This is a genomic window from Nocardioides sp. QY071 (assembly GCF_029961765.1).
Lineage (GTDB): Bacteria > Actinomycetota > Actinomycetes > Propionibacteriales > Nocardioidaceae > Nocardioides.
Map to the genome: position 1 here is coordinate 1,019,027 of NZ_CP124681.1, position 21,048 is coordinate 1,040,074.

Annotated in this window: 21 protein-coding genes; 13 read left to right on the forward strand and 8 right to left on the reverse strand. The window is 71.8% G+C overall.

All coding sequences use genetic code 11. The annotated features are described in order from the left end of the window. The first annotated feature begins 43 nt into the window (after positions 1-43). The 3 genes from QI633_RS04860 (at position 44) to QI633_RS04870 (ending at position 3,429) form a co-directional block, all read left to right on the forward strand. The gene (locus QI633_RS04860; protein ID WP_282428296.1) at positions 44-1,045 is read left to right on the forward strand and encodes an asparaginase; all 1,002 of its coding nucleotides are present in this window, start codon (positions 44-46) and stop codon (positions 1,043-1,045) included. Positions 1,046-1,149: 104 nt separating this feature from the next. Beyond that, complete coding sequence (locus tag QI633_RS04865; protein ID WP_282428297.1) at positions 1,150-2,340, forward strand: hypothetical protein; 1,191 nt, start codon at positions 1,150-1,152, stop codon at positions 2,338-2,340. A 30-nt stretch (positions 2,341-2,370) separates the two neighbouring features. Next, positions 2,371-3,429 (forward strand): 2,3-butanediol dehydrogenase, encoded by a 1,059-nt coding sequence (locus tag QI633_RS04870; RefSeq protein ID WP_282428298.1) that lies wholly within the window; start codon positions 2,371-2,373, stop codon positions 3,427-3,429. An 8-nt stretch (positions 3,430-3,437) separates the two neighbouring features. On the opposite strand, the gene QI633_RS04875 is transcribed toward QI633_RS04870, so the two are convergent. Next, entirely contained in the window at positions 3,438-4,640 is a 1,203-nt protein-coding gene (locus tag QI633_RS04875) for a DUF4032 domain-containing protein (protein WP_141800169.1), read from the reverse strand. A 164-nt stretch (positions 4,641-4,804) separates the two neighbouring features. Here QI633_RS04875 and QI633_RS04880 point away from each other — a divergent pair, with 164 nt between their 5' ends. From QI633_RS04880 to QI633_RS04915, 8 genes are all read left to right on the forward strand, one after another. Then, positions 4,805-6,142 carry an extracellular solute-binding protein gene (locus QI633_RS04880; protein ID WP_282428299.1) on the forward strand — a complete coding sequence of 446 codons (1,338 nt, stop codon included), beginning with the start codon at positions 4,805-4,807 and terminating at the stop codon, positions 6,140-6,142. A gap of 5 nt (positions 6,143-6,147) precedes the next feature. Then, a complete protein-coding gene (locus QI633_RS04885; RefSeq protein ID WP_260806507.1) occupies positions 6,148-7,074 on the forward strand; it encodes a sugar ABC transporter permease in 927 nt (308 codons plus the stop codon). A 1-nt stretch (position 7,075) separates the two neighbouring features. Further along, entirely contained in the window at positions 7,076-7,909 is an 834-nt protein-coding gene (locus QI633_RS04890) for a carbohydrate ABC transporter permease (RefSeq protein ID WP_141800167.1), read from the forward strand. A gap of 7 nt (positions 7,910-7,916) precedes the next feature. Continuing rightward, entirely contained in the window at positions 7,917-9,119 is a 1,203-nt protein-coding gene (ugpC, locus tag QI633_RS04895; RefSeq protein WP_282428300.1) for a sn-glycerol-3-phosphate ABC transporter ATP-binding protein UgpC, read from the forward strand. Positions 9,120-9,179: 60 nt separating this feature from the next. Then, positions 9,180-10,412, forward strand: coding sequence for a histidine kinase (locus QI633_RS04900; protein ID WP_282428301.1), 1,233 nt, complete (start codon positions 9,180-9,182; stop codon positions 10,410-10,412). Continuing rightward, on the forward strand, positions 10,409-11,059 hold the full coding sequence (locus QI633_RS04905) for a response regulator transcription factor (protein ID WP_141800164.1): 651 nt from the start codon (positions 10,409-10,411) through the stop codon (positions 11,057-11,059). The genes QI633_RS04900 and QI633_RS04905 overlap by 4 nt, the downstream gene beginning before the upstream one ends. A gap of 92 nt (positions 11,060-11,151) precedes the next feature. Further along, positions 11,152-11,931, forward strand: coding sequence for an ABC transporter ATP-binding protein (locus QI633_RS04910; protein ID WP_282428302.1), 780 nt, complete (start codon positions 11,152-11,154; stop codon positions 11,929-11,931). Beyond that, the gene (locus tag QI633_RS04915; RefSeq protein WP_141800162.1) at positions 11,928-13,319 is read left to right on the forward strand and encodes an ABC transporter permease; all 1,392 of its coding nucleotides are present in this window, start codon (positions 11,928-11,930) and stop codon (positions 13,317-13,319) included. The genes QI633_RS04910 and QI633_RS04915 overlap by 4 nt, the downstream gene beginning before the upstream one ends. Here QI633_RS04915 and QI633_RS04920 read toward each other — a convergent pair. Beyond that, a complete protein-coding gene (locus QI633_RS04920) occupies positions 13,285-14,211 on the reverse strand; it encodes an alpha/beta fold hydrolase (protein WP_141800161.1) in 927 nt (308 codons plus the stop codon). The two genes, QI633_RS04915 and QI633_RS04920, sit on opposite strands and share 35 nt — an antisense overlap. 58 nt (positions 14,212-14,269) lie before the next feature. Between QI633_RS04920 and QI633_RS04925 the strand changes: the two genes are divergently transcribed. Next, a complete protein-coding gene (locus tag QI633_RS04925) occupies positions 14,270-15,100 on the forward strand; it encodes an alpha/beta fold hydrolase (RefSeq protein ID WP_160158336.1) in 831 nt (276 codons plus the stop codon). 46 nt (positions 15,101-15,146) lie between these two features. Here the strand turns inward: QI633_RS04925 and QI633_RS04930 are convergent, their stop codons facing one another. Continuing rightward, positions 15,147-15,878 (reverse strand): DUF981 family protein, encoded by a 732-nt coding sequence (locus QI633_RS04930; RefSeq protein ID WP_282428303.1) that lies wholly within the window; start codon positions 15,876-15,878, stop codon positions 15,147-15,149. 108 nt (positions 15,879-15,986) lie between these two features. Between QI633_RS04930 and QI633_RS04935 the strand changes: the two genes are divergently transcribed. Next, positions 15,987-16,592 (forward strand): TetR family transcriptional regulator, encoded by a 606-nt coding sequence (locus tag QI633_RS04935; protein WP_141800158.1) that lies wholly within the window; start codon positions 15,987-15,989, stop codon positions 16,590-16,592. A 284-nt stretch (positions 16,593-16,876) separates the two neighbouring features. Here QI633_RS04935 and glpX read toward each other — a convergent pair whose 3' ends face one another. The 5 genes from glpX to QI633_RS04960 are packed head-to-tail and all read right to left on the reverse strand — an operon-like array spanning position 16,877 to position 20,940. Continuing rightward, the gene (gene glpX / locus QI633_RS04940) at positions 16,877-17,890 is read right to left on the reverse strand and encodes a class II fructose-bisphosphatase (RefSeq protein WP_141800157.1); all 1,014 of its coding nucleotides are present in this window, start codon (positions 17,888-17,890) and stop codon (positions 16,877-16,879) included. 24 nt (positions 17,891-17,914) lie between these two features. Beyond that, a complete protein-coding gene (locus tag QI633_RS04945) occupies positions 17,915-18,955 on the reverse strand; it encodes an ABC transporter ATP-binding protein (protein ID WP_282428304.1) in 1,041 nt (346 codons plus the stop codon). Then, positions 18,952-19,737 (reverse strand): ABC transporter permease, encoded by a 786-nt coding sequence (locus tag QI633_RS04950; RefSeq protein WP_282428305.1) that lies wholly within the window; start codon positions 19,735-19,737, stop codon positions 18,952-18,954. The genes QI633_RS04945 and QI633_RS04950 overlap by 4 nt, the downstream gene beginning before the upstream one ends. Further along, on the reverse strand, positions 19,734-20,522 hold the full coding sequence (gene modA, locus QI633_RS04955; protein WP_282428306.1) for a molybdate ABC transporter substrate-binding protein: 789 nt from the start codon (positions 20,520-20,522) through the stop codon (positions 19,734-19,736). The genes QI633_RS04950 and modA overlap by 4 nt, the downstream gene beginning before the upstream one ends. Before the next feature lie 7 nt (positions 20,523-20,529). Continuing rightward, entirely contained in the window at positions 20,530-20,940 is a 411-nt protein-coding gene (locus QI633_RS04960) for a helix-turn-helix domain-containing protein (protein WP_260806505.1), read from the reverse strand. Positions 20,941-21,048 lie beyond the last annotated feature (108 nt).

A 21,048-nucleotide genomic window follows, 5' to 3' on the forward strand; every position in this document is an offset into this window, starting at 1 on the left:
AGCCTGCCACCGACGGCCGACAGCGGTGCGGAATGCTGGGTCCATGACCCTTCCCACCGTGGCGATCGGCGCGCTCGGCGGCACGATCGCGTCCACGTCCGACGACGGCACCGAGGTGGTGCCGACGTTGTCCGCGACAGCGCTGGCGGCGGCCGTGCCCGGGCTCGAGGAGACCGCGACGGTGCGGGCCGAGACGCTCGCCTCGCTGCCGAGCCCGTCGCTCGACGAGCCGACCGTCCTGCGCACCCTGGCGTGGGCGCAGGCCGCGGTCGACGCCGGTGCCCGGGGCGTGGTCATCACCCAGGGCACCGACACACTGGAGGAGTCGGCTTACCTCCTCGACCTGTTCTGGGACCGCCCCGAGCCGCTCGTGGTCACCGGCGCGATGCGCTCGCCCCAGGCCGCCGGTGCCGACGGTCCTGCCAACATGCTCAGCGCGGTCCGCGGCGCCCTCGCGTCGGGCTCGCGCGAGCGAGGCGTCCTCGTCGCGTTCGACGACGAGCTGCACCAGGCCCGCTGGGTCGCCAAGACCGACTCGATGTCGACCAGCGCCTTCCGCTCGGCGGGGTTCGGTCCGATCGGGCGCTGCGTCGAGGGCGAGGTCGTGTACGGCGTCCCGCCGGGCCGGTTGCCCGCGCTGCGGCTCTCGCCGGGGCAGGAGGCGGGCGACCCGCGGGTGCCGCTCGTGGCGACCTACCTCGGCGACGACGGGTACGTCCTCGACGCGATCCGGGCCGAGGACGTCGACGGCGTCGTCGTCGCCGGCTTCGGTGCCGGGCACGTGTCGGCCCGGACGGCCGAGGCGGTGGGCCGCCTGGCCCGCCAGGTCCCGGTCGTCTTCGCCTCGCGCACGGGCTCGGGCCCCACCGGGCGGGCGATGTACGGCTACCCGGGTTCCGAGATCGACCTGCTCGCCCGTGGTGCGGTCGGCGCCGGCTGGCTCTCGCCGGTCAAGGCGCGGCTGCTGCTGTGGGCGCTTGCACTGAGGGGGCCCGTGGCGCGGGCGGAGGTCGCGCAGGAGTTCGAGGTGCGCGGCCGGCCCTGACCTGCCCGTTCGGGCAGTCTTCTGGCTGCAACCGGGTGCAACGGTTCCGGCTCGCCGGAGCTCGCGAGTGTGCTGTCGGTCACATTCCCAGAAGGTGGTCCGACATGCAGCACAACGACAAGCGCCCGATGGCGTGGTGGGCCTTCGGGCTCGCGAACCTGGCGGTGGTCCTCGCCGTCGCCCTCCTCGGCTGGTACCTCCTGGCCGACCCCACGACGAGTCCGCTCGACGTCTACCCGTTGCCGTTCAACGCGGCTCTCTTCTGGGCCTTGATGTTCGTCGTGTGGACCGGATTCAACCTCGAGCTCGCCGGGTTCGCGCGTCTCCCACAACCCGCGCGCGGCGCCGCGTACACCGCCGCGACGGTGGCCTTCGCGGTGGCGGTGACCTGGCTGCTCGGACACGGACTAGGAGCGCTGGACCCGAGCTTCGCCGCCGGCCGAGAGGGCGGAGTCGGCTACTTCACCGGGGCGCTGTTCGTCCTGTTCGGCTTCTCGACCTACGTGATGGCGGTGGTGAACTGGAACCACTGGCCGTGGACGGACCGGGGACTGCGCCAGCCGTTCGTCGGCCTGTGCGAGATCGCGTTCCTGCTCGGTCCCACGATCCTGCTGTACGTCGTCCTGGGCATCCCCGCCGTGGCCGAGCAGGTCGGCGACCACGGCCCGGTCCTGGAGCTGAACACCCTGCTGGGCTGGTACTACAGCGTGGTCGTGGCCATCGTGCTGACCGGCCTGTGCTGGGAGAACTGGCCGTGGCGCCTCGCCGGCGGGAGGGGCGCGGTGGCGCTGGTCTCGCTGGTGGGCAACGTGCTGCTCGGTACCGGGCTCTACTTCGGCCTTCGGGCCGTCGTGCAGGCGGTCGTCGGCTCGGCAGTGAGCGACCAGCTCGGCGTCACCCTCAACCAGTTCCCCTCGCAGATCGGCGTGTGCTGGGTCGCCTGGATGATCCTCTGGGGCAACGCCTTCGGGAACCGGCCCACGGGCTTCGGCACGGCGACCAACCTGGTGTGCCGCGCCGCGATCACCTTCGGGCTCGCCGTCGTGACCTTCGTCGGCTACTACTACGTGCTGGCCGCGCACGTCCTCCACGAGCCGGTCGTCGTCGGAGCGCTGCACGGCAACGCCCTGGGCTTCCTCGACTGGTTCGCCCTCGTGACCCTGCTCTACGTCGTCGGCTTCGGGTCCTATCCGCTCCGGGCGCCGGCAGCCGCGCCCGACCCGGGCGCTCAGCTTGACGCTGACGCTGGCGCTGACGTCGTCATGCCCGGAGCCACCGTCACCTCGGCCGGCTGAACCGCACACCATCGAGAAGAGGAGAGAATCATGAAGGCAGCACGCTTCCACGGCCGGGGGGACATCCGGATCGACGAGGTCCCCGAGCCTGTGGTCCGCCCCGGCACCGTCAAGGTCGAGGTCGAGTGGTGCGGGATCTGCGGCACCGACCTCCACGAGTACCTCGAGGGCCCGATCTTCGCGCCGCCCGCCGACGCACCGCACCCGTTGACCGGTGAGACGGTCCCGATCACGCTGGGGCACGAGTTCGCCGGCGTCGTGGCCGAGCTCGGAGAGGGCGTCACGGACCTACGTGTGGGCGACCGGGTCGTCGTCGAGCCCTACATCGTCTGCGGCAGGTGTGACGCCTGCACGCAGGGACGCTACAACGTGTGCCAGAGCCTGGGCTTCGTCGGACTGTCAGGGATGGGTGGTGGGTTCTCGCAGTACGTCGTGGCGGAGCGCCGCTGGATCCACCCCCTCGGGGACCTCGGCACCGACGTGGGTGCCCTCGTGGAGCCGCTCGCCGTGGCCTACCACGCCGTACGCCTCGCCGGAACGCGGCCCGACCACACGGCCGTCGTCTTCGGTGCGGGCCCGATCGGCCTGGTGACCACGGCTGCTCTGCGCGCGGTCGGGGTCGAGGACGTGATCGTGGTCGAGCCGGCCGACGTGCGCAAGGAGAAGGCGACGGTCGCGGGCGCGGGACACGTCCTCGACCCACGCTCGACCGACGTGACGGCGGAGATCATGGAGCTGACGAAGGGGAGGGGCGCGGACATCACCTTCGAGTGCGCAGGCGTCGACGCCGTGCTGAGGACGGCGATCGAGTCCACCCGGGTCGGCGGCACCTGCGTCAACGTGGCGATCTGGGGACACGAGGCCTCGGTGGCCATGAACGACCTGGTGTTCCGCGAGGTCAACGTGCTCGGCAGCCTCGCGTACGCCGACGACCACCGCCCGACGATCGACCTGATCGCCCGAGGCTTGGTCGATCCGCACCAGTTCATCACCGGCCGCATCGGTCTCGACGACCTCGTCGTGGGCGGCTTCGAGGAGCTGATCAAGAACAAGGAGTCGAACGTCAAGATCCTCGTCCAGCCGCGGTAGGGCGTCCGTCAGGCCAACCCCGTCGGGGTGTCCGGAGGCCGGTGCGGCAGCACGTTCGCGACGTAGTCCCGCGCGGAGTCGTGGATGTCGACCTCGTGCCCGGCGGCGTCCGAGAGCGCCCAGCGGTGCTCCATCACCTCGTGGAAGTACTCCGGCGCGGAGATGGTGCGCCGCAGCTCCGGCGGCAGCAGCTCGACGATCGGGGTGTAGACATTCGCCAGCCACCGCCGGGCGACGACCTCGCGGTCCTCGTCGTCGTACCCGCCGTGCGCCGTGAACGCCGCCAGGTCGTTGAGCAGCTTGCGGGCCTGGCTGTCCTCGGCGACCAGGCCGGTCAGCTCGCGCAGCTCGCGGCGGTGGTGGCCGGCCTCGACGACCTTCGGCTGGATCCGGACCCGGTCGGACTCGGTGCGGACGTCGAGCTCGTCGACGTCGAAGCCGAGGTCGTTGAGCCGGGCGATCCGCTGCTCGACGCGGTACCACTCGTCGGCGCCGAACTCCTCGGCGGCGGTGAGCTCGTCCCACAGGGCGTGGTAGCGCTCGGTGAGCTGGGCGACGATCGCGAACCCGTCGACCTCGATGTCGGTGTCGTCGCTGGCCTGCAGGTCCATCAGCTCGGCGAAGATGTTCTCCACCCCCACGGTCAGGTCCTGCTCACGCATCGCGTCCGACACCGACGACCGCAGCTCGCCGGTCTCCGCGTCGACGAGGAAGGCCGCGAACCCCCCGGCAGAACGGCGGAAGAGGGCGTTCGAGAGCGACACGTCGCCCCAGAAGAAGCCGGCCAGGTGCAACCGCACGAGCAGCACCACGAGGGCGTCGACCAGGGCCGGGACCTGCTCGGCGCGCAGGCCGTGCTGGAAGACCGTGCGGTAGGAGAGCGAGTAGTGAAGGTGCTCGGTGAGCAGCGCCGCCGGCAGCGGCTCGCCGCCGGCACCCGTCCGGCCGGTCACCACCCCCCGCGGTACGACGGCCGGCTGGTCGAGCCGCTGCAGGTCGCGCAGCAGGTCGTACTCGCGCAGCGCGATCGCCTCCTCGGTCTCCTTCACGGCGAGGAACTGGCGGTTCACCTGGACCACGCGGACGACGTGCCGGGACAGGCCGAGCGGGAGAGGTACGACGTACCAGTCGTCCCAGTCCGCGAGCGGCCGCGACCACGGCAGCCGGAACAGGGCGGGGTCGGTCCGGGCGGCCACGACATGCAGCGCCATGGTCGAAACCTACGCCAGTCCCGGCAGGTCTGAACCAGCCCGGATCGGGCACTGAACCGCCGCCGGGTGGGCATCGGGGCAGCACCCGGTCGTGGACAAAGTCCGCGACGTAGGGGTAGGACTGGGTGACACACGCCACATCCTCGGGAGGGGTGATCAGGGCGATGAGATCGACCAACGGCCTGCCGGGACGACCGTCCCGGCGCCGCCGTCGCGCCACGCTCGCGGCCGTCGCGGCGCTCGCGGCCGGCAGCCTGACAGCGTGCGGGGGCTCCGCAAAGCCGGTCCTCAACTGGTACGTGAACCCCGACGGGGTGGACACCTTCCAGAAGTACGCGAAGCAGTGCAGCACCGACAAGTACGACATCTCGGTGCAGCTGCTCCCCAACGGGGCCACGGACCAGCGCACCCAGCTGGCCCGCCGGCTCGCCGCCGAGGACTCCTCCACCGACCTGATGAACCTCGACCCGGTCTTCGTGGCCGAGTTCGCCAACGCCGGCTGGCTGCAGCAGGTCGAGGGCGATCTCGCGGACTCGATCACCAGCAGCGTCGGCGGTGACGGCGACTACCTCTCCGGCGCGGCCGAGACGGTCACCTGGGACGACAAGGTCTTCGCGATCCCGTTGTGGGCCAACACCCAGGTGCTCTGGTACCGCAAGTCCCTCGCGCAGGCCGCGGGCCTCGACATGACCCAGCCGGTCACCTGGGACCAGGTGATCAAGGCGGCGGCCGACAACGGCGGCACGGTCGGGGTCCAGGCGAACAAGTACGAGGCGTACGTCGTGTGGATCAACGCGCTGGTCCAGGGCGCCGGCGGCGACATCGTCTCCGACACCGAGGCGGGACGCGACGCGAAGGTCGACATCGACTCCGACGCCGGGCGCAAGGCGGCCGAGGTGATCAAGGAGCTGGCCGACTCGAAGGCGGCACAACCGGACCTCACCGTGTCCAACGAGGGCACCAGCCTCGGGCAGATGTTCCCGAAGGACGGTGCCGGCGAGTTCATGGTCAACTGGACTTTCGTCTACAAGAACTACGAGGGCCAGGTCGGATCCGACCTCACCGACGAGCAGTTCGCCGACCTCGGCTGGGCACGCTACCCGGCGACGGTCGAGGGTGAGGCGTCGAAGCCGCCGGTCGGCGGGATCGACATCGGGGTCGGTGCCTACAGCGAGCATCCTGACTTCGCGATGGAGGCGGCGCGCTGCATCACCTCCGAACAGGCCCAGGTCGACCTCGCCCTCGAGAACGGCCTGATGCCCTCCACCAACGCGGCGTACGACAAGGTCGCGGCCAGCGGGGACTACCCGGCCGACCTGATCGAGCTCTTCCGGACCAGCGTCGACGAGGGCGGGCCGCGACCCAAGAGCGCGTTCTACGCGATGATCTCCGGCGCGATCCAGGCCAAGTGGCACTCGCCCACCTCGGTCGAACCCGGCAGCACGCCGAAGGACTCGGCGACGTACCTCGAGGACGTGCTGGAAGGGAAGTCGTTGCTGTGAGCACCGTGACCGCACCCGTGAAGCCCGTGAAGGGCAGGCCCGCCGTCAGCGACCGCGCCCGCGCGGAGACGCGTCTCGGCCAGAAGCTGGTGGCGCCGGCGATCGTGCTGATGCTGCTCGTGACGGCCTTCCCGATGCTGCGAGCCCTCTACCTGTCGACCTTCGACTACGCCCTCACCGCGCCCGACGAGCGCGACTTCGTGGGGATCAGCAACTACCTGACCGCGTTGACCGACCCGCTGTTCTGGCAGACGACCGGGGTGACCGTGCTCTACATGGTCGTCACGGTGGCGGTCGAGCTGGTGATCGGCTTCGCGTTCGCGATGGTCATGCACCGGGTGATCTTCGCCCGGGGCGTGATCCGTACCTCGATCCTGATCCCCTACGGCATCATCACCGTGGTCTCGGGCTTCGCCTGGCAGTTCGCGTTCTCGTTCCAGAACGGCTTCGTCAACGGGTGGCTGCCGTTCGTCGGCGACGACTTCAACTGGTTCGGGCAGACCGGGTCGGCCGTGGTGGCGATCATGGTCTCGGAGATCTGGAAGACGACGCCGTTCATGTCGCTGCTGCTGCTCGCCGGCCTCGCCCAGGTCAGCGAGGACATGATCGAGGCGGCGAAGGTCGACGGCGCCACCTGGACCCAGCGGCTGACCAAGGTGATCCTGCCGAACATGCGGGCCGCGATCATGGTCGCGGTCCTGTTCCGGGCCCTCGACGCCTACCGGATCTTCGACAACATCTTCGTGATGACCGCGGGTGCGGTGAAGACGGAGTCGATCAGCTTCCTGACCTACCGCCAGACCATCGAGCAGTTCCAGCTCGGCATGGGCTCGGCACTGTCGGTGCTGCTCTTCCTGTCCGTGCTCGTGGTGGCGTTCGCGATCGTCAAACTCTTCCGCGTCGACCTGGCGCAGGCCCGGCAGGAGTCCTGAGATGAAGAACCGCATCGGCCTCGTCGTCGGCTGCCTCCTGATCATGGTCTGGTGCCTGCTGCCGGTGGCCTGGATCATCTCGCTGTCCTTCAAGTCCCAGACCGCGATCACCAACGGCAGCCCGGGCTTCTTCCCCGCCGACGGCGAGGGAGCGGGCTGGTCCAACTATCGCGACGTCCTGGACAACGACCAGTTCCTCCTCGCCATCCGCAACTCGATCGGGATCAGCCTGATCGCGACCGTGCTCTCGGTGGTCGTGGCCACCCTGGCGGCGTACGCCATCGCCCGGCTGGAGTTCCGCGGCAAGAAGGCGGTGCTGACCATCGCGCTGGCGATCGCCATGTTCCCGGTGGTCTCGCTGGTCGGCCCGCTGTTCGACATGTGGCGGGCGGTCGGGCTCTACGACACCTGGCCCGGCCTGATCATCCCCTACATGTCCTTCACGCTGCCGCTGGCGATCTGGACCCTGTCGGCGTTCTTCCGCGAGATCCCGTGGGAGATGGAGCAGGCCGCCCAGGTCGACGGGGCGACCTCGTGGCAGGCCTTCCGCAAGGTGATCGTGCCGTTGGCGGCGCCCGGCGTGTTCACCGCGGCGATCCTCACCTTCTTCTTCGCGTGGAACGACTTCGTCTTCGGCATCTCGCTCACCTCGACAGAGAGTGCCCGCCCGATCCCGGCGTCGCTGTCCTTCTTCGTCGGCTCCGACCCGTTCAACCGGCCGGCCTCGCTGCTCGCCGCGGGAGCGGTCATCGCGACCATCCCGATCGTCGTCATCGTCCTGATCTTCCAGCGCAAGATCGTCGCCGGCCTGACCTCCGGCGCCGTGAAGGGGTGAACCACTGATGGCTGCCATCACGATGAACCACATCGTCAAGCAGTACGGCGACGGCTTCCCGGCCGTCAACGACGTCTCGATCGACGTCGCGGACGGGGAGTTCATGATCCTCGTCGGGCCCTCGGGCTGCGGGAAGTCGACGCTGCTGCGGATGATCGTGGGCCTGGAGGACATCACCTCCGGCGACATGCTGATCGGGGAGAAGCGGGTCAACGACCTGGCGCCGCGCGAGCGGAACCTGGCGATGGTGTTCCAGAACTACGCGCTCTACCCGCACCTCACGGTCTACGAGAACATCGCGTTCCCGCTGCGCCTGGCCAAGAAGCCCGACGCCGAGGTCGACAAGCTGGTGCGCGAGGCGTCGGCGACGCTCGAGCTCGACGAGCACCTCGAGCGCAAGCCCGGCAACCTGTCGGGTGGCCAGCGGCAGCGTGTGGCGATGGGGCGCGCGATCGTCCGGCAGGCCGATGCGTTCTTGTTCGACGAGCCGCTGTCGAACCTCGATGCCAAGCTGCGCGGCCAGATGCGCACCGAGATCGCCCGGCTGCAGAAGCGGCTCGGCATCACCACGGTCTACGTCACCCACGACCAGACCGAGGCGATGACGCTCGGCGACCGGGTCGCCGTGCTCAAGCGGGGTGTGCTCCAGCAGCTCGCGACGCCGCGCGAGCTCTACGAGAACCCCGGCAACCTCTTCGTCGCGGGCTTCATCGGCTCCCCGCCGATGAACTTCCTCCCTGCGACGGTCGAGGGCGGGCAGGTACGGCTGCCGTTCGGCAGTGTCGAGATCCCGGCCGACAAGGCCGAGCGCGCCGCCGGGAGGGGCCTGCTGATCGCCGGCATCCGCCCCGAGCACTTCGAGGACGCCTCCCTCGCCGCGGCCGAGGGACGCAGCGGGTCGACGTTCTCGGCCAAGGTCGACGCGGTGGAGTGGCTCGGCAACGAGACCTACGCCTACATCCCGTTCGAAGCGCCCGAGGAGGTCAGGGCCCAGCTGCAGCAGCTCGAGAAGGACCTCGACGGCGAGGCGATGCGCACCCAGCTCGTCGTGTCCCTCGACGGGGCGAGCCGCATCTCCGAGGGCCAGGACGCCGAGATCTGGGTCGACGGCCGCCGCATCCACCTGTTCGACCCCGCCACCGGGGAGAACCTGACCGTCGACCGCGAGCGGGCCGGGCGGATCCCCGGCGCGGAGGTCGCCGCCGGCTGACGCCGCCGCGTACATCGGGGGATGGACGACATCCCCGTGCGAGCCCGCGACAATGAGCACATGAGCGGGCCGAACGACACTGCCGTGTGGCAGGACGCCCGGCCCGCGCGCGCCCAGGTGGTCTTCGACGTCGTCACCGCGGCCGGCTTCGGCCTGTTCGCGCTCCTCGCCCAGCTCACCCAGGGCGGGTTCACCCTGGTCGCGGCCGCCCTGCTGGTGCTGGCGCTCGCGATCCGGCGCTGGTGGCTGCCCGGCATGGTCGTGCTCGCCTTCGCCGCGGCGGTCGGCCAGCTGGCCGACCGCGAGATCGCGTTCATCGCCGACATCGCCTATTTCCCGCTGTTCTTCACCCTCGGCGCCTCGCAACGCCGCGGCGTACGACGCTTCGGCATCGCCGCGGGTGTGGTCGCCACCGTCGTGGCCGGGGTCGCGATGGCGCTCAATGCCCAGCTGTCGAGCGAGTGGTACTCCTCGCCGACCGAGACGGCGTTCGCGGCGGTCAGCACGGCGGCCATGTGCGCTGTCTTCACCCTCGGCGGCTGGCTGGTCGGCTACCTGCGCTGGCAGGGCCGGCAGACCGTCCAAGCCCGGGTCGACGCCGCCCTCGAGGCACGTGTCAACGCGGTGGAGCAGCAGCGGCTGGCCGAGGTCCTGCGCCAGGAGGCCGAGCGCAGCCGGATCGCCGCGGACATGCACGACGTCGTCGCGCACTCGTGGGCGGTGGTCGCGGCCCAGGCCGACGGCGCGCGCTACGGACTGCGCAGCCACCCGGAGGAGGCCGAGGGGGCGCTGCGGACCATCGGCGAGACGGCGCGCACCGCGATGGCCGACGTACGACGCCTGCTGACCCAGCTGCGCGACCGCGAGACCGACCCGGTGCCGCTGGACTTCGAGCGCCGCGGCGAGCTCCTCGGCCGGATGCGCGCCTCCGGGATGACGATCGTCGAGACGTCGTATGGCACGCCACCGGAGCACCGGCTGCTCACCGTCACCGCCCACCGGATCCTCGGCGAGGCCCTCACGAACGCCCTCAAGCACGGTGACCTGACCCGGCCGGTCGAGGTCGCCGAGGACTGGACCCACGGCTACCGGCTGCGGGTCCGCAACGCGATCCCACCCGGGGCGAGCCGGGACGGCAGGAACGGCGAGCCCGGCGGGCACGGGCTTGCCGGGATGGCGGAGCGCGCCGAGGTGGCGGGCGGCACCTTCGCCAGCCGCACCCTGCCCGCGGAGCCGGGACGCCCGTCCACGTGGGAGGTCGCCGCCTTCATCCCGACCACGGAGGACCGATGACAGAACCGATCCGGGTCCTGCTCGTGGACGACCAGCCGCTGTTCCGCACCGGGATCGGCATGCTGCTGCGCTCCCAGCCCGACCTCGAGGTGGTGGGGGAGGCGGGGACCGGCGCGGAGGCGGTCGAGCTGGTCCGCGACACGGGACCGGACGTCGTGCTGATGGACGTGCGGATGCCCGTCCTCGACGGGGTCGCCGCCACCGCACAGATCGTCGCGGAGCACGGCGAGGACGGGCCGCGGGTGCTGGTGCTGACCACCTTCGACCTCGACGAGTCTGCGGCCTCGGCGATCGAGGCGGGCGCGTCGGGGTTCGTGCTCAAGGAGGCCGAGCCCGAGCTCCTGCTGGCCGCCATCCGCTCGGTCGCCGCCGGCACCCAGGTCGTCGCGGCCGGTGCGACCCGGCGGCTCTTCGAGCGGTTCCGGGCCCGTACCGCGGCCCCCGGCCCGGAGTACGACGCCCTGACACCGCGCGAGCGGGAGATCCTGCTGCGCGCCGCGGCCGGACTGTCCAACGCGGAGATCGCGGCGGCGGAGTACCTCTCCGAGGCGACGGTGAAGACCCACATCTCGCGGATCCTGACCAAGCTGCAGCTGCGCGACCGGGTGCAGCTGGTGGTCTATGCCTACGAGCACGGACTGATCTGAGGGTTCTAGGGGTCGGCGTACATCCTGCGATGTAGGCGGGTTCGATCCTGCGCCCGATGTGCGCGGCGCCGCGGATTCCTAGCGTGGAGCGCATGAACCAGCCGACCTACACCCCGCCCCAGCAGCCCGACTCCGCCGTGGTGCGTTTCCGCGGCGTGACCCGCACGTACGGCACCGGCGCCGGCCAGGTGCGCGCGCTCGACGGGATCAGCGTCGACATCCAGCGCGGTGCCTTCACCGCGATCATGGGGCCCTCGGGCTCCGGCAAGTCGACCTTCATGAACGTCGCGGCCGGGCTGGACGACCCGACCAGCGGCGAGGTCTGGGTCGCCGGTGCGCCGGTGCACTCGATGACCGACGACCAGCGCACCCTGCTGCGCCGCGAGCACGTCGGCTTCGTGTTCCAGTCGTTCAACCTGGTGCCGACGCTGACGGCGTACGAGAACGTGCTGCTGCCGTTCGAGCTCGCCGGCCGTCGCGTCGACGCCGAGCGGACGGCCTGGATCCAGCGGATCATCGCCGCCCTGGGCCTCACCGACCGGGTCGGTCATCGGCCGAGCGAGCTGTCCGGCGGCCAGCAGCAGCGGGTGGCCATCGCCCGCGCCCTGGCCGCGACGCCGCAGATCATCTTCGCTGACGAGCCGACCGGCAACCTCGACTCCCGCAGCTCGCGCGAGGTGCTGTCGCTGCTCGGGGCCGCGGCGCGCGACTACGGCCAGACGATCGCGATGGTCAGCCACGACCCGGTCGCGGCGTCGTACGCCGACCGGATCCTGGTCATCGCGGACGGCCGGATCGTCGGCGACCACGGCCGGATGAGCCCGCAGGAGATCTCCCACCTGCTGATCTCCTTCGAGGAGCAGGTCGCATGAGCTCCCGCAACCTGGTGCTGGGCTCGGCGCGCGAGCTCGGCACGGTGGGCCTGGTCGGCGGGCTCGGGTCGGCGTACGCCGCGGTGCTGATCATGACCAGCAGCAACCTGGCCAGCATGGCCAGCGAGGGTGGCGGGGTCGGCGTCCTGCTGGGATCGGTCGCGACCGTGTTCATCCTGATCGCGCTCTACGTCTCGGTCGTGGTCATCGCCAACTGCGTCGACACCGTGATCGCCGGGCGGCTGCGGCACATCGCGCTGCTGCGCCTGCTCGGCGCCAGGGGCCCGTACCTGCGGCGATCCGTCATGCGCGGGACTGCGCTCGTCGGCCTGGCCGGTGGCGTCGCCGGCGCGGTGGCGGGCGTCGTACTGGCCGACCTGACGCGGGTCGTCCTGGTCGCCCGCGGCACACTGCCCGAGGCCGACTACGCCCTCGTCCATCCGCTCGTGCTGCTCAGCACCGCCGCCGTCGCGGTCGCGGCCATGCTCGCCGGCTGGCTCGGCTCGCGGGCCGTGCTGCGGGTCTCGCCGGCCCAGGCGATGAGCGGTACGGCGACCGAGCTGCCCCGCTCGCGCAGCGGATCGGTGCTGCGGGCGATCGGAGCGCTGATGCTGATCGGCGGCGGCTTCCTGGTCCTGCTGCTGTCGACGTGGCTGGGCGAGGACGGCAGTGCGGCGGGCTTCCTCGCGGCCTTCTTCGGCTCGGTCCTCTCCGCCACCGGCCTGCTGATCGGCGCCCGGTTCGTGATCCCCGCGCTGGTGGGGGCCTGCTCGCGACTGGTCGGCACCCGGCCGCCCGCCGTGCTGGCCCGCCGCAACGCGGTCAAGGACCCGCTCCGGACGACGCGGTCCACGATGGGACTGGTCATCGGCGTGACGCTCGTTACCACCTTCGCGTCCGGGATGCAGGCGCTGCGCGACTCGGTGGGCGGGTGGGAGCTGGACCCCGCCCAACAGGTCCAGACGGACCAGATCCTGGCGACCACGACCGCGATCCTGATCGCGATCGTGGTGATCTCCTCGGTCATCGCCGCGGTCGGGTTCGTCTCGACGATGTCGCTGACAGTGATCCAGCGGCAGCGCGAGATCGGTCTGCTGCGCTCCCTCGGCTTCACGCAGGTCCAGGTCCGCTCGATGATCACCCGGGAGTCGATCGCGCTGTCGGCGACCGCGGTCGCCTTCGGGATGCTGCTCGGCCTGGTCTACGGCTCGGTGGGCGCCCAGTCGCTGATCGGGTTCGGCACCGACGGCTTCGTGTGGGGTGTGCCGTGGCTGGTGCTTGCCGGGATCGCGGCCTGCGGCGTCGTCCTCGTCCTCGCCGCGAGCCGGGCGCCCGCCCGGCGGGCCGTCGCGGTCACTCCGATCGAGGCCTTGCGGATCGAGGCCTGATCGCGGCCCGGTCCGCGTTGCGGCGGATCGCGCTGGTGAACGCCGGGAACAGCGCGGCCGGCAGGTCGTGCCCCCAGCCCTCGATGAAGGTCACCCGTGCCCCCGGTACGGCGGCCGCGGTCGCCCGGCCGCCCGAGACGTGCACCATCCGGTCGGCGAGGCCGTGCATCACCAGCGTCGGGGCGGTGACGCCGGCCAGCGCCCGGGTCCGGTCGGGCTGGGTGAGCACGGCCATCATCTGGCGCAGCACGCCGGCCCGGGTGACACCACGGTCCCACGTCTCGCCGGCGCGCTGGCGCAGCCTCTCCTCGGTCTGCGGGAACCGCGGGGAGCCGATGATCCTCCAGACCGCGAGGCTGCCGCGGATGTAGTCCTCGCGCCCGGGGCCGCGCCCGGCGATCAGCGTGGGCAGCAGGCTCGGGTGCTGGCGGCCGACCGTGCGCCGGCCCGTGGACGACATGATGCTGCTCAGGCTGCGCACCCGCTCCGGCGCCGTGAGCGCCATGGTCTGCGCGATCATCCCGCCCATCGACACGCCGGCGACGTGCGCGGACTCGATGCCGAGGTGGTCGAGGAGCCCGAAGGCGTCCTCGGCCAGGTCCGCGATCGAGTACGGCGCCCGGGCGGGCGCCCCGACGAAGGCGCGGACCAGGTCGGTCCGTCGTACGCGACCGGTCGAACGGGTCGAGCGACCCGTGTCGCGGTTGTCGTAGCGGATCACGTGGAAGCCGGCCTCGGCCAGCTGGACGCACAGCTCGGCGTCCCACCAGGTCATCGGACCGCCGAGGCCCATCACCAGCAGCAGCGGCTCGGCGCCCGGGTCGCCGAAGGTCTGGTAGCACAGCTCGATCTCGGGAGACACGGGGGCGAGCAGCTCGTCGGAGGCGGACATGACACCCAGTTTGACAAGTTGCGCGTAGTTGTCGATTCAACTGGGTACCGTTTGTGACGTGAGCAACACGTTGGCGCCCTGGCTGCTGCCCGACGGCTACGGCCGTCCGGCACTGGCCGCGCTGCTGCGCGAGGGCAGTCTGGTGACCGAGGCGGGTCGGTTCGCGGCCCGTCGTGGCGCGACCCGACGCGTGCGTCGTCGTACCCCCGTCGCGGACCGGTCCGCGACGCGGGTCGCCGAGCCGGTGCTGCTCATCCCCGGCTTCCTCGCCGGCGACTGGACCCTCACCGCGATGGCCGCCGAGCTGCGCGGACGCGGCTTCCGGACCTACCGCTCCCACATCCACGCCAACGTCGGCTGCACCCTCGGCTCGGCGCTCGCGCTCGAGGCGCGCCTGGAGCAGATCGCCGAGCGCCGCGACGCCCGGGTCCAGATCGTCGGGCACAGCCTCGGCGGCATGATCGCCCGCGGCCTGGCCGCCCGGCGTCCCGACCTGGTGGCCGGGATCGTGACCATGGGCAGCCCGATGCGCGCGCCGGCCGCCCACCACGCCCTGCTGACGCGCGGCGTCCGCGTGCTCAACCGGCTCTCCGACGCCGGCGTCCCCGGCCTGATGAGCGAGGACTGCGTCGCCGGCGAGTGCGCCCACCTCAGCTTCACCGAGTCCCAGGAGCCGCTGCGCGCCGACGTCGCGATGACCAACGTCTACTCGCGCCGCGACGGCATCGTCGACTGGCGTGCATGCATCGACCCCGCGGGCCGGGCCGTCGAGGTCCGGGCGTCCCACATCGGGATGGCGGTCGACCCGCGGGTGATCGACGTGGTGGCGGGGGCGCTGGCGGTGCCGGACGTGCGTCGTACCCGGCATCTGGGTCGCGACTCGGCCTGAATCACGACCCGAATGCCGGGTACGACGAGGAGACCCGACCCGCGGATCACATGGTGTTGACGATGAGCCCGATGTGGGTGAAGAAGTTCATCGCGCCGAACAGCAGGAACAGCACGCCCGACAGGCCCCAGAGCCAGCCGGTGATCCGGCCCCAGACGCCGGCGGTGCCGGTGCTGCGGACCCGGTTGACGAGCACGGCGAAGGCGAGGGCGCCGAGGCCGACGATCGCGATGAGCAGCGACATGAAGGTCGCCTCGACCATCGGGTGGTTGGCGAACTCGCCCGAGATCGGCTCCTCGGCGGGGGCCGCGAAGAGCTGGTACTTGATGCCGGCCGCGGCGATCGCGACCAGGCTCAGGCCGAGGCCACCGACGAAGACCGTGATCGGCTGCGCCACCCGGGCGAGCGCCTGGAGCGGCTTGGTGGCGGCGAGGGCCACCGCGCCACGCTTCCACAGGTAGAGCGCCGCGGCGAGCAGGAGGACGCCGAAGCCCAGGCTGGTCTCGCCGAAGATGATGTTGTCGAACGGGAAGCCGCCGGCCGCGAGCGGCCAAGTCAGCGTCATGTGCAGGCCGGTCGTGGTGAGCACGGTGCCGAGTGCGCCGAAGGTCAGCGCCCAGCCGTCCGGCTCGACCTCCTCCGGGGCGCGCAGGAGCTCGCGGCCGAGCATGACGAGCGTGATCAGGCCCGCGCCGACGGCGACGGCCATGATCGTGTTGTAGGTGGGCATGTTCGCCCAGTCGATCTTCAGGCCCTCCTGGGCCACAAGGCTGCTCATGGTGATGCACCTCTGGTGATCCGTGGGACCGGATCTCGGTCCTCGTCCAGCAGAACCTATACGCACGTATGGATATTCCGGCTGGCTGGTCCTGCGTAGGGTGGGCCTGTGCCCGCCGCCTCCCGCCGCCCCGTCCAGGACCGGAGCGTCCAGCGGACCCGCGCGATGAGGGACGCCGCGGCGCGGCTGCTCATCGAGGAGGGGCCTGACGCCGTCACGCACCGGCGGGTCGCCGCAGCGGCCGGAGTACCGGCCGGGTCCGCCGGCTACTACTTCGCGACGCGGCAGGAGCTGTACGCCGCCGCGGTCGCCGCCGCGGAGGAGATCCGCACGGCGGGAGCGGCCGAGCGCGCGCGGTCGATCGGGCGCCGGAGCCGCTCGGCCCGGCGTACGGCACAGCTTCTGCTCGAGGTGCTCTACGCGCCCGCCCTGGACCCGGCCGTGGTCACTCGCCGGCTCCGGCCGATGCTCGCTGCCACGGCGGACCCCGACCTGCGCCCGATCATGGCTGCCGCGCGCCCCGTGCTGCTCGACGCCCTGCGCGAGACGCTGGACCGGTGCGGGTGGTCGGCGGTCGCTGAGAGCCCGGACTTCGACCTCGTGGTCCGCATGCTCGACGCGGCCCTGCTGTACGGCGCCGCCGTGGGGGACGAGGACCCGATCGCGGACGCGGTGGGTGACGTGGCGAGGTTGCTGGAGCTGGTGCGGGGGTAGCTGGGGTCAGGGTTGGTTTGCTGCGGGGGTGGTGCGCTGCGTCAGGGAATCACGGTGTTTGTTTGGCTCGCTTCGCTCGCATGTCGCGCGCGCTCTTGCGCGTTGCCTTCCCTCGCTGCGCTCGCTCGTTCCTCGCTCGCTCCGCTCAGTCCAGGCAACGCGGCGCGCCCGACGGAGAACATTCAGCCGCGCGTGATGCGCGCACGCATCACCTGCGGCTGGAACTCGTCGCGCCGCGTTGGCAGGCGGCGCGACATGCGCGAGCGAAGCGAGCGCCAAAGGACTCAGTCGAAGTCGATGGCGGAGAAGCTGCGCAGCTTCGAGAGCTGGTGCTCGGAGGTGATGGTGCGGATCGTGCCGCTGCGCGAGCGCATCACGAGCGACTGGGTGACGGCGCCGCCGCCGCGGTAGCGCACGCCGCGGACCAGCTCGCCGTCGGTGATGCCGGTGGCGACGAAGAAGCAGTCGTCGCCGGTGACCAGCGTGTCGGTGGTGAGGATGTGGTCGGGGTCGAGGTTGTGACCCGCGTCGATGGCACGCTGGCGCTCCTCGTCGTCGGTCGGCCACAGCCGGCCCTGGATGGTGCCGCCCATGGCCTTCATCGCGCAGGCGGCGATGATGCCCTCGGGGGTGCCGCCGATGCCGAGCAGCAGGTCGATGCCGGTGTCGGCGCGGGCGGCCATGATGGCGCCGGCGACATCGCCGTCGGTGATGAACTTGATCCGGGCGCCCGTCGCGCGGATCTCGTCGACGAGCTGGGCGTGCCGGGGCCGGTCGAGGAGGACGACGGTGACGTCGGAGGGGTTGGAGCCCTTGGCCTTGGCGACCTGGTGGATGTTCTCGGCGACCGGGTAGCGGATGTCGACGACCTCGGCGGCCTCGGGGCCGGTCACCAGCTTCTCCATGTAGAAGACGGCCGACGGGTCGTACATGGTGCCGCGCGGGGCGACGGCGAGGACGGCGACCGCGTTGGCCATGCCCTTCGCGGTCAGCGTGGTGCCGTCGATCGGGTCGACGGCGACGTCGCACTCGGGGCCGGTGCCGTCGCCGACGTTCTCGCCGTTGTAGAGCATCGGGGCGTTGTCCTTCTCGCCCTCGCCGATGACGACGGTGCCGTTCATGCTGACCGTCGAGATCATCACGCGCATCGCCTGCACGGCCACGCCGTCGGCGCCGTTCTTGTCGCCACGGCCGACCCAGCGCCCGGCCGCCATCGCGGCCGCCTCGGTGACGCGGACCAGCTCGAGGGCGAGGTTGCGGTCGGGGGCGGGCGGCTCCACGATGAGGGCGTCGTTCATAGGGCGAACCCTATCGGTCCTCGACTACGTGGCGTACACGTCGACCTCGGTGGCCTTCACGACGAACGTCACGCTCGCTCCCGGAGCCAGCCCGAGCTCCGCGACCGAGGCGACGGTGACGTCGGCCGCCAGCTCGCCGGCGCGGACGCGGACCAGGTCGCCCAGCGGCTCCAGCTCGCTGATCACGACGGGCAGCGCGTTGCGCGGGCTGCCGCCCGGCGGCTCCGCGTGGACGGCGACCGCCGAGGGGCGGAACACCGCGACGGCGGCGGAGCCGTCGACGGCCGGGGGATCGCCGGGGCTGCCATGGAGGACCAGCCCGTCCGGCCGTCGTACGCCGTCGGGGGTGGCGCTGCCCGCGACCAGGTTGAGTCCGGCGAACCGGGCGGCGAAGGCGCTGCGGGGACGGGAGAGCACGTCGGCAGTGGCGCCCTGCTCGACCACCCGCCCGCCGTCGAGCACGACCACCCGGTCGGCGAGCAGCAGCGCGTCGAGGACGTGGTGGGTGACGATCACGGTGGTGCGCCCCGCGAGGACCCGGCGCAACAGCGTGCGCAGGGCCGGCGCGACCGCCACGTCGAGGGCCGCCATCGGCTCGTCGAGCAGCAGAAGCCGGGGTTCGGCGGCGAGGGCCCGGGCGACCGCGACCCGCTGGGCCTGGCCGCCGGAGAGCTGGGCGGGGCGGCGCTCGGCGAGCTCGGCGGCGTCGACCTCACCCAGCCAGTGCGCGGCTGCGCTGCGGGCAGCGCGGCGGCCGGCGCCGGTGCTGCGGGGGCCGAAGGCGACGTTCTCGAGCACCGAGAGGTGGGGGAACAGGAGCGGGTCCTGCGCCAGGAGTGCGGTACGACGCGCGTGCGGCGCGACCCAGCGTCCGGGGCCGGTCAGCTCCTGCCCGTCGAGCACCACCCGCCCCGCGTCGGGGCGCAGCAGCCCGCCCAGGACGGCGAGGGTGGTGGACTTCCCGGCGCCGTTGGGGCCGAGCAGCGCGACGGTCTCGCCGTCGGCCACCTCGAAGGCGACGTCGACCTCGCGCTCGGCGACGACCACCTCGACCCGCGCGCTCACAGCGCGCCCTTGGGGCGGACCAGGCCGATGACCAGTACCGCCACCACGACCAGGAGCAGGGACATCGCGACGGCCGCGTCGGCGTCGGTGACGCGGAGGTTGTAGATCAGCAGCGGCAGGGTCCGGGTGGTGCCCTCGAGGCTGCCGGCGAAGGTGATCGTGGCGCCGAACTCCCCGAGGGAGCGGGCGAAGGCGAGCACCGCGCCGGAGGCCAGGCCGGGCAGCACGAGCGGCAGGGTGACCCGGCGCAGCACGGTGGTGGGCCGCGCGCCGAGGGAGGCCGCGACGACGTCGTACCGCTCCCCGGCGGTGCGCAGCGCGCCCTCCAGGCTGACGACGAGGAACGGCAGCGACACGAAGGTCTGTGCCAGCACGACCGCGACCGAGGTGAACGCGATCCGGATGCCGAGCGCCTCGAGCTCGCCGCCGAGCAGCCCCTGGCGGCCGAAGGTCGAGAGCAGCGCGATGCCGCCGACGACCGGCGGCAGCACGAGGGGGAGCAGGACGAGCGAGCGCAGTACGCCGAGCCAGCGCGCCTCACTGCGGGCGAGCACGGTGGCCAGCGGGATGCCGAGGAGCAGGCAGAGCACGGTGCTGGCGGTCGACGTCTTGAGGCTGAGGACCAGCGCGGAGCGGGCGGCCTCGGAGGTGACCAGCCCCGGGAAGTCGCCCCACGCGATCCGGGTCGTCATCGAGGCGACCGGCAGCACCACGAACACGCCGGCGAGGAGGGCGGGCCCGAGGAGCCAGCGCGGCAGGCCGACGTGTCGGGTGTGGCTCACGAGGAGGGTGCCCCGAACCCGGCGTCCTGCAGCACCTTCTGGCCCTCGCCGAGGACCAGGTCGATCCACTGCTGGGCGAGGTCGGCGTGCTTCGAGCCCTCGACCGCGACGATCGGGTAGTGGTTGACGACGTCCGCGGCCTCCGGGAAGTCGATGCCCTCGACGTCGTCGCCGGCGGCGGACACGTCGGTGACGTACACCAGGCCGGCGTCGGCCTCGCCGTCCTCGACCTTGGTCAGCACGCCGGAGACGGACTCCTCCTCGCTGACGGGCGCGAAGGTGAGGCCGGCCGCGTCGGCGACCTTGAGAGCGGCGCTGCCGCAGGGCACCTCCGGCTGGCACAGCACCAACTTGGCGTCCTTCTTCGCCAGGTCGGCCAGGCCGGTGATCTTCGCGGGGTTGCCCGGCGGCACCGCGATCATCAAGGTGTTGGTCGCGAACTCGCTGGGGTCGCCGGAGGTCAGCTTCGCCGCCACCAGCTTGTCCATGTTGGCGGTGTCGGCGGAGGCGAACACGTCGGCCTCCGCGCCCTCGGTGATCTGCGCGACCAGGTCGGAGGAGCCGCCGAAGGACAGCTTCACGTCGACTCCCGGGTGGGCGTCCTCGAACCGGTCCTCGAGCTCCTCGAAGGTCTTCGCCAGGGAGGCGGCCGCGAAGACGGTCATGGTCTGGTCGCCGTCCTTGCCGACGGAGCCACCGTCCCCGTCGTCACCGCAGGCGGCGAGCGGGAGGGCGAGCAGGACGGCGGCGCTGGTCGCGCCGAGCCGGAGCCGGGTCGTGTTCATGGGGGCCTCAGGACTTCCTCGGGACGGGTCGTTCGACGACGACGGTGGTGGACTTGACCGAGGCGATCGCCCGTACGCCGGGAGCCAGGCCCAGCTCCGCGGCGGCCTCCGCGCTCATCAGCGACACGACCCGATAGGGCCCGCAGACCATCTCGACCTGGGCCATCACCGTGTCGGCGAGGACCCGGGTGACGATCCCGGTCATCCGGTTGCGGGCGCTGACCTCGCCGGCCCGGGTGCGATCCCGGTCGGCCTCGTCGACCAGCGATGCCGCCAGGCCGGCGAGGTCGACCCCCGGGATCACCGTGCGGCCGTCGACCGTGGCGCTGGGCACCCGCCCCGCCTCGATCCAGCGCCGGACGGTGTCAGTGGAGACGCCGAGCAGCTCGGCGGCCTCGGCCACGCGGTAGTCGGTCACGCTGCCACTTTGGCGCATCTGCGACTGTTTCGCCACTCTCTAGACGCATCTGCGTCAAGTATGGGGCCGAGGGCGGTGGCGGCGGCCGGGCTGGGACACTGGACCCGT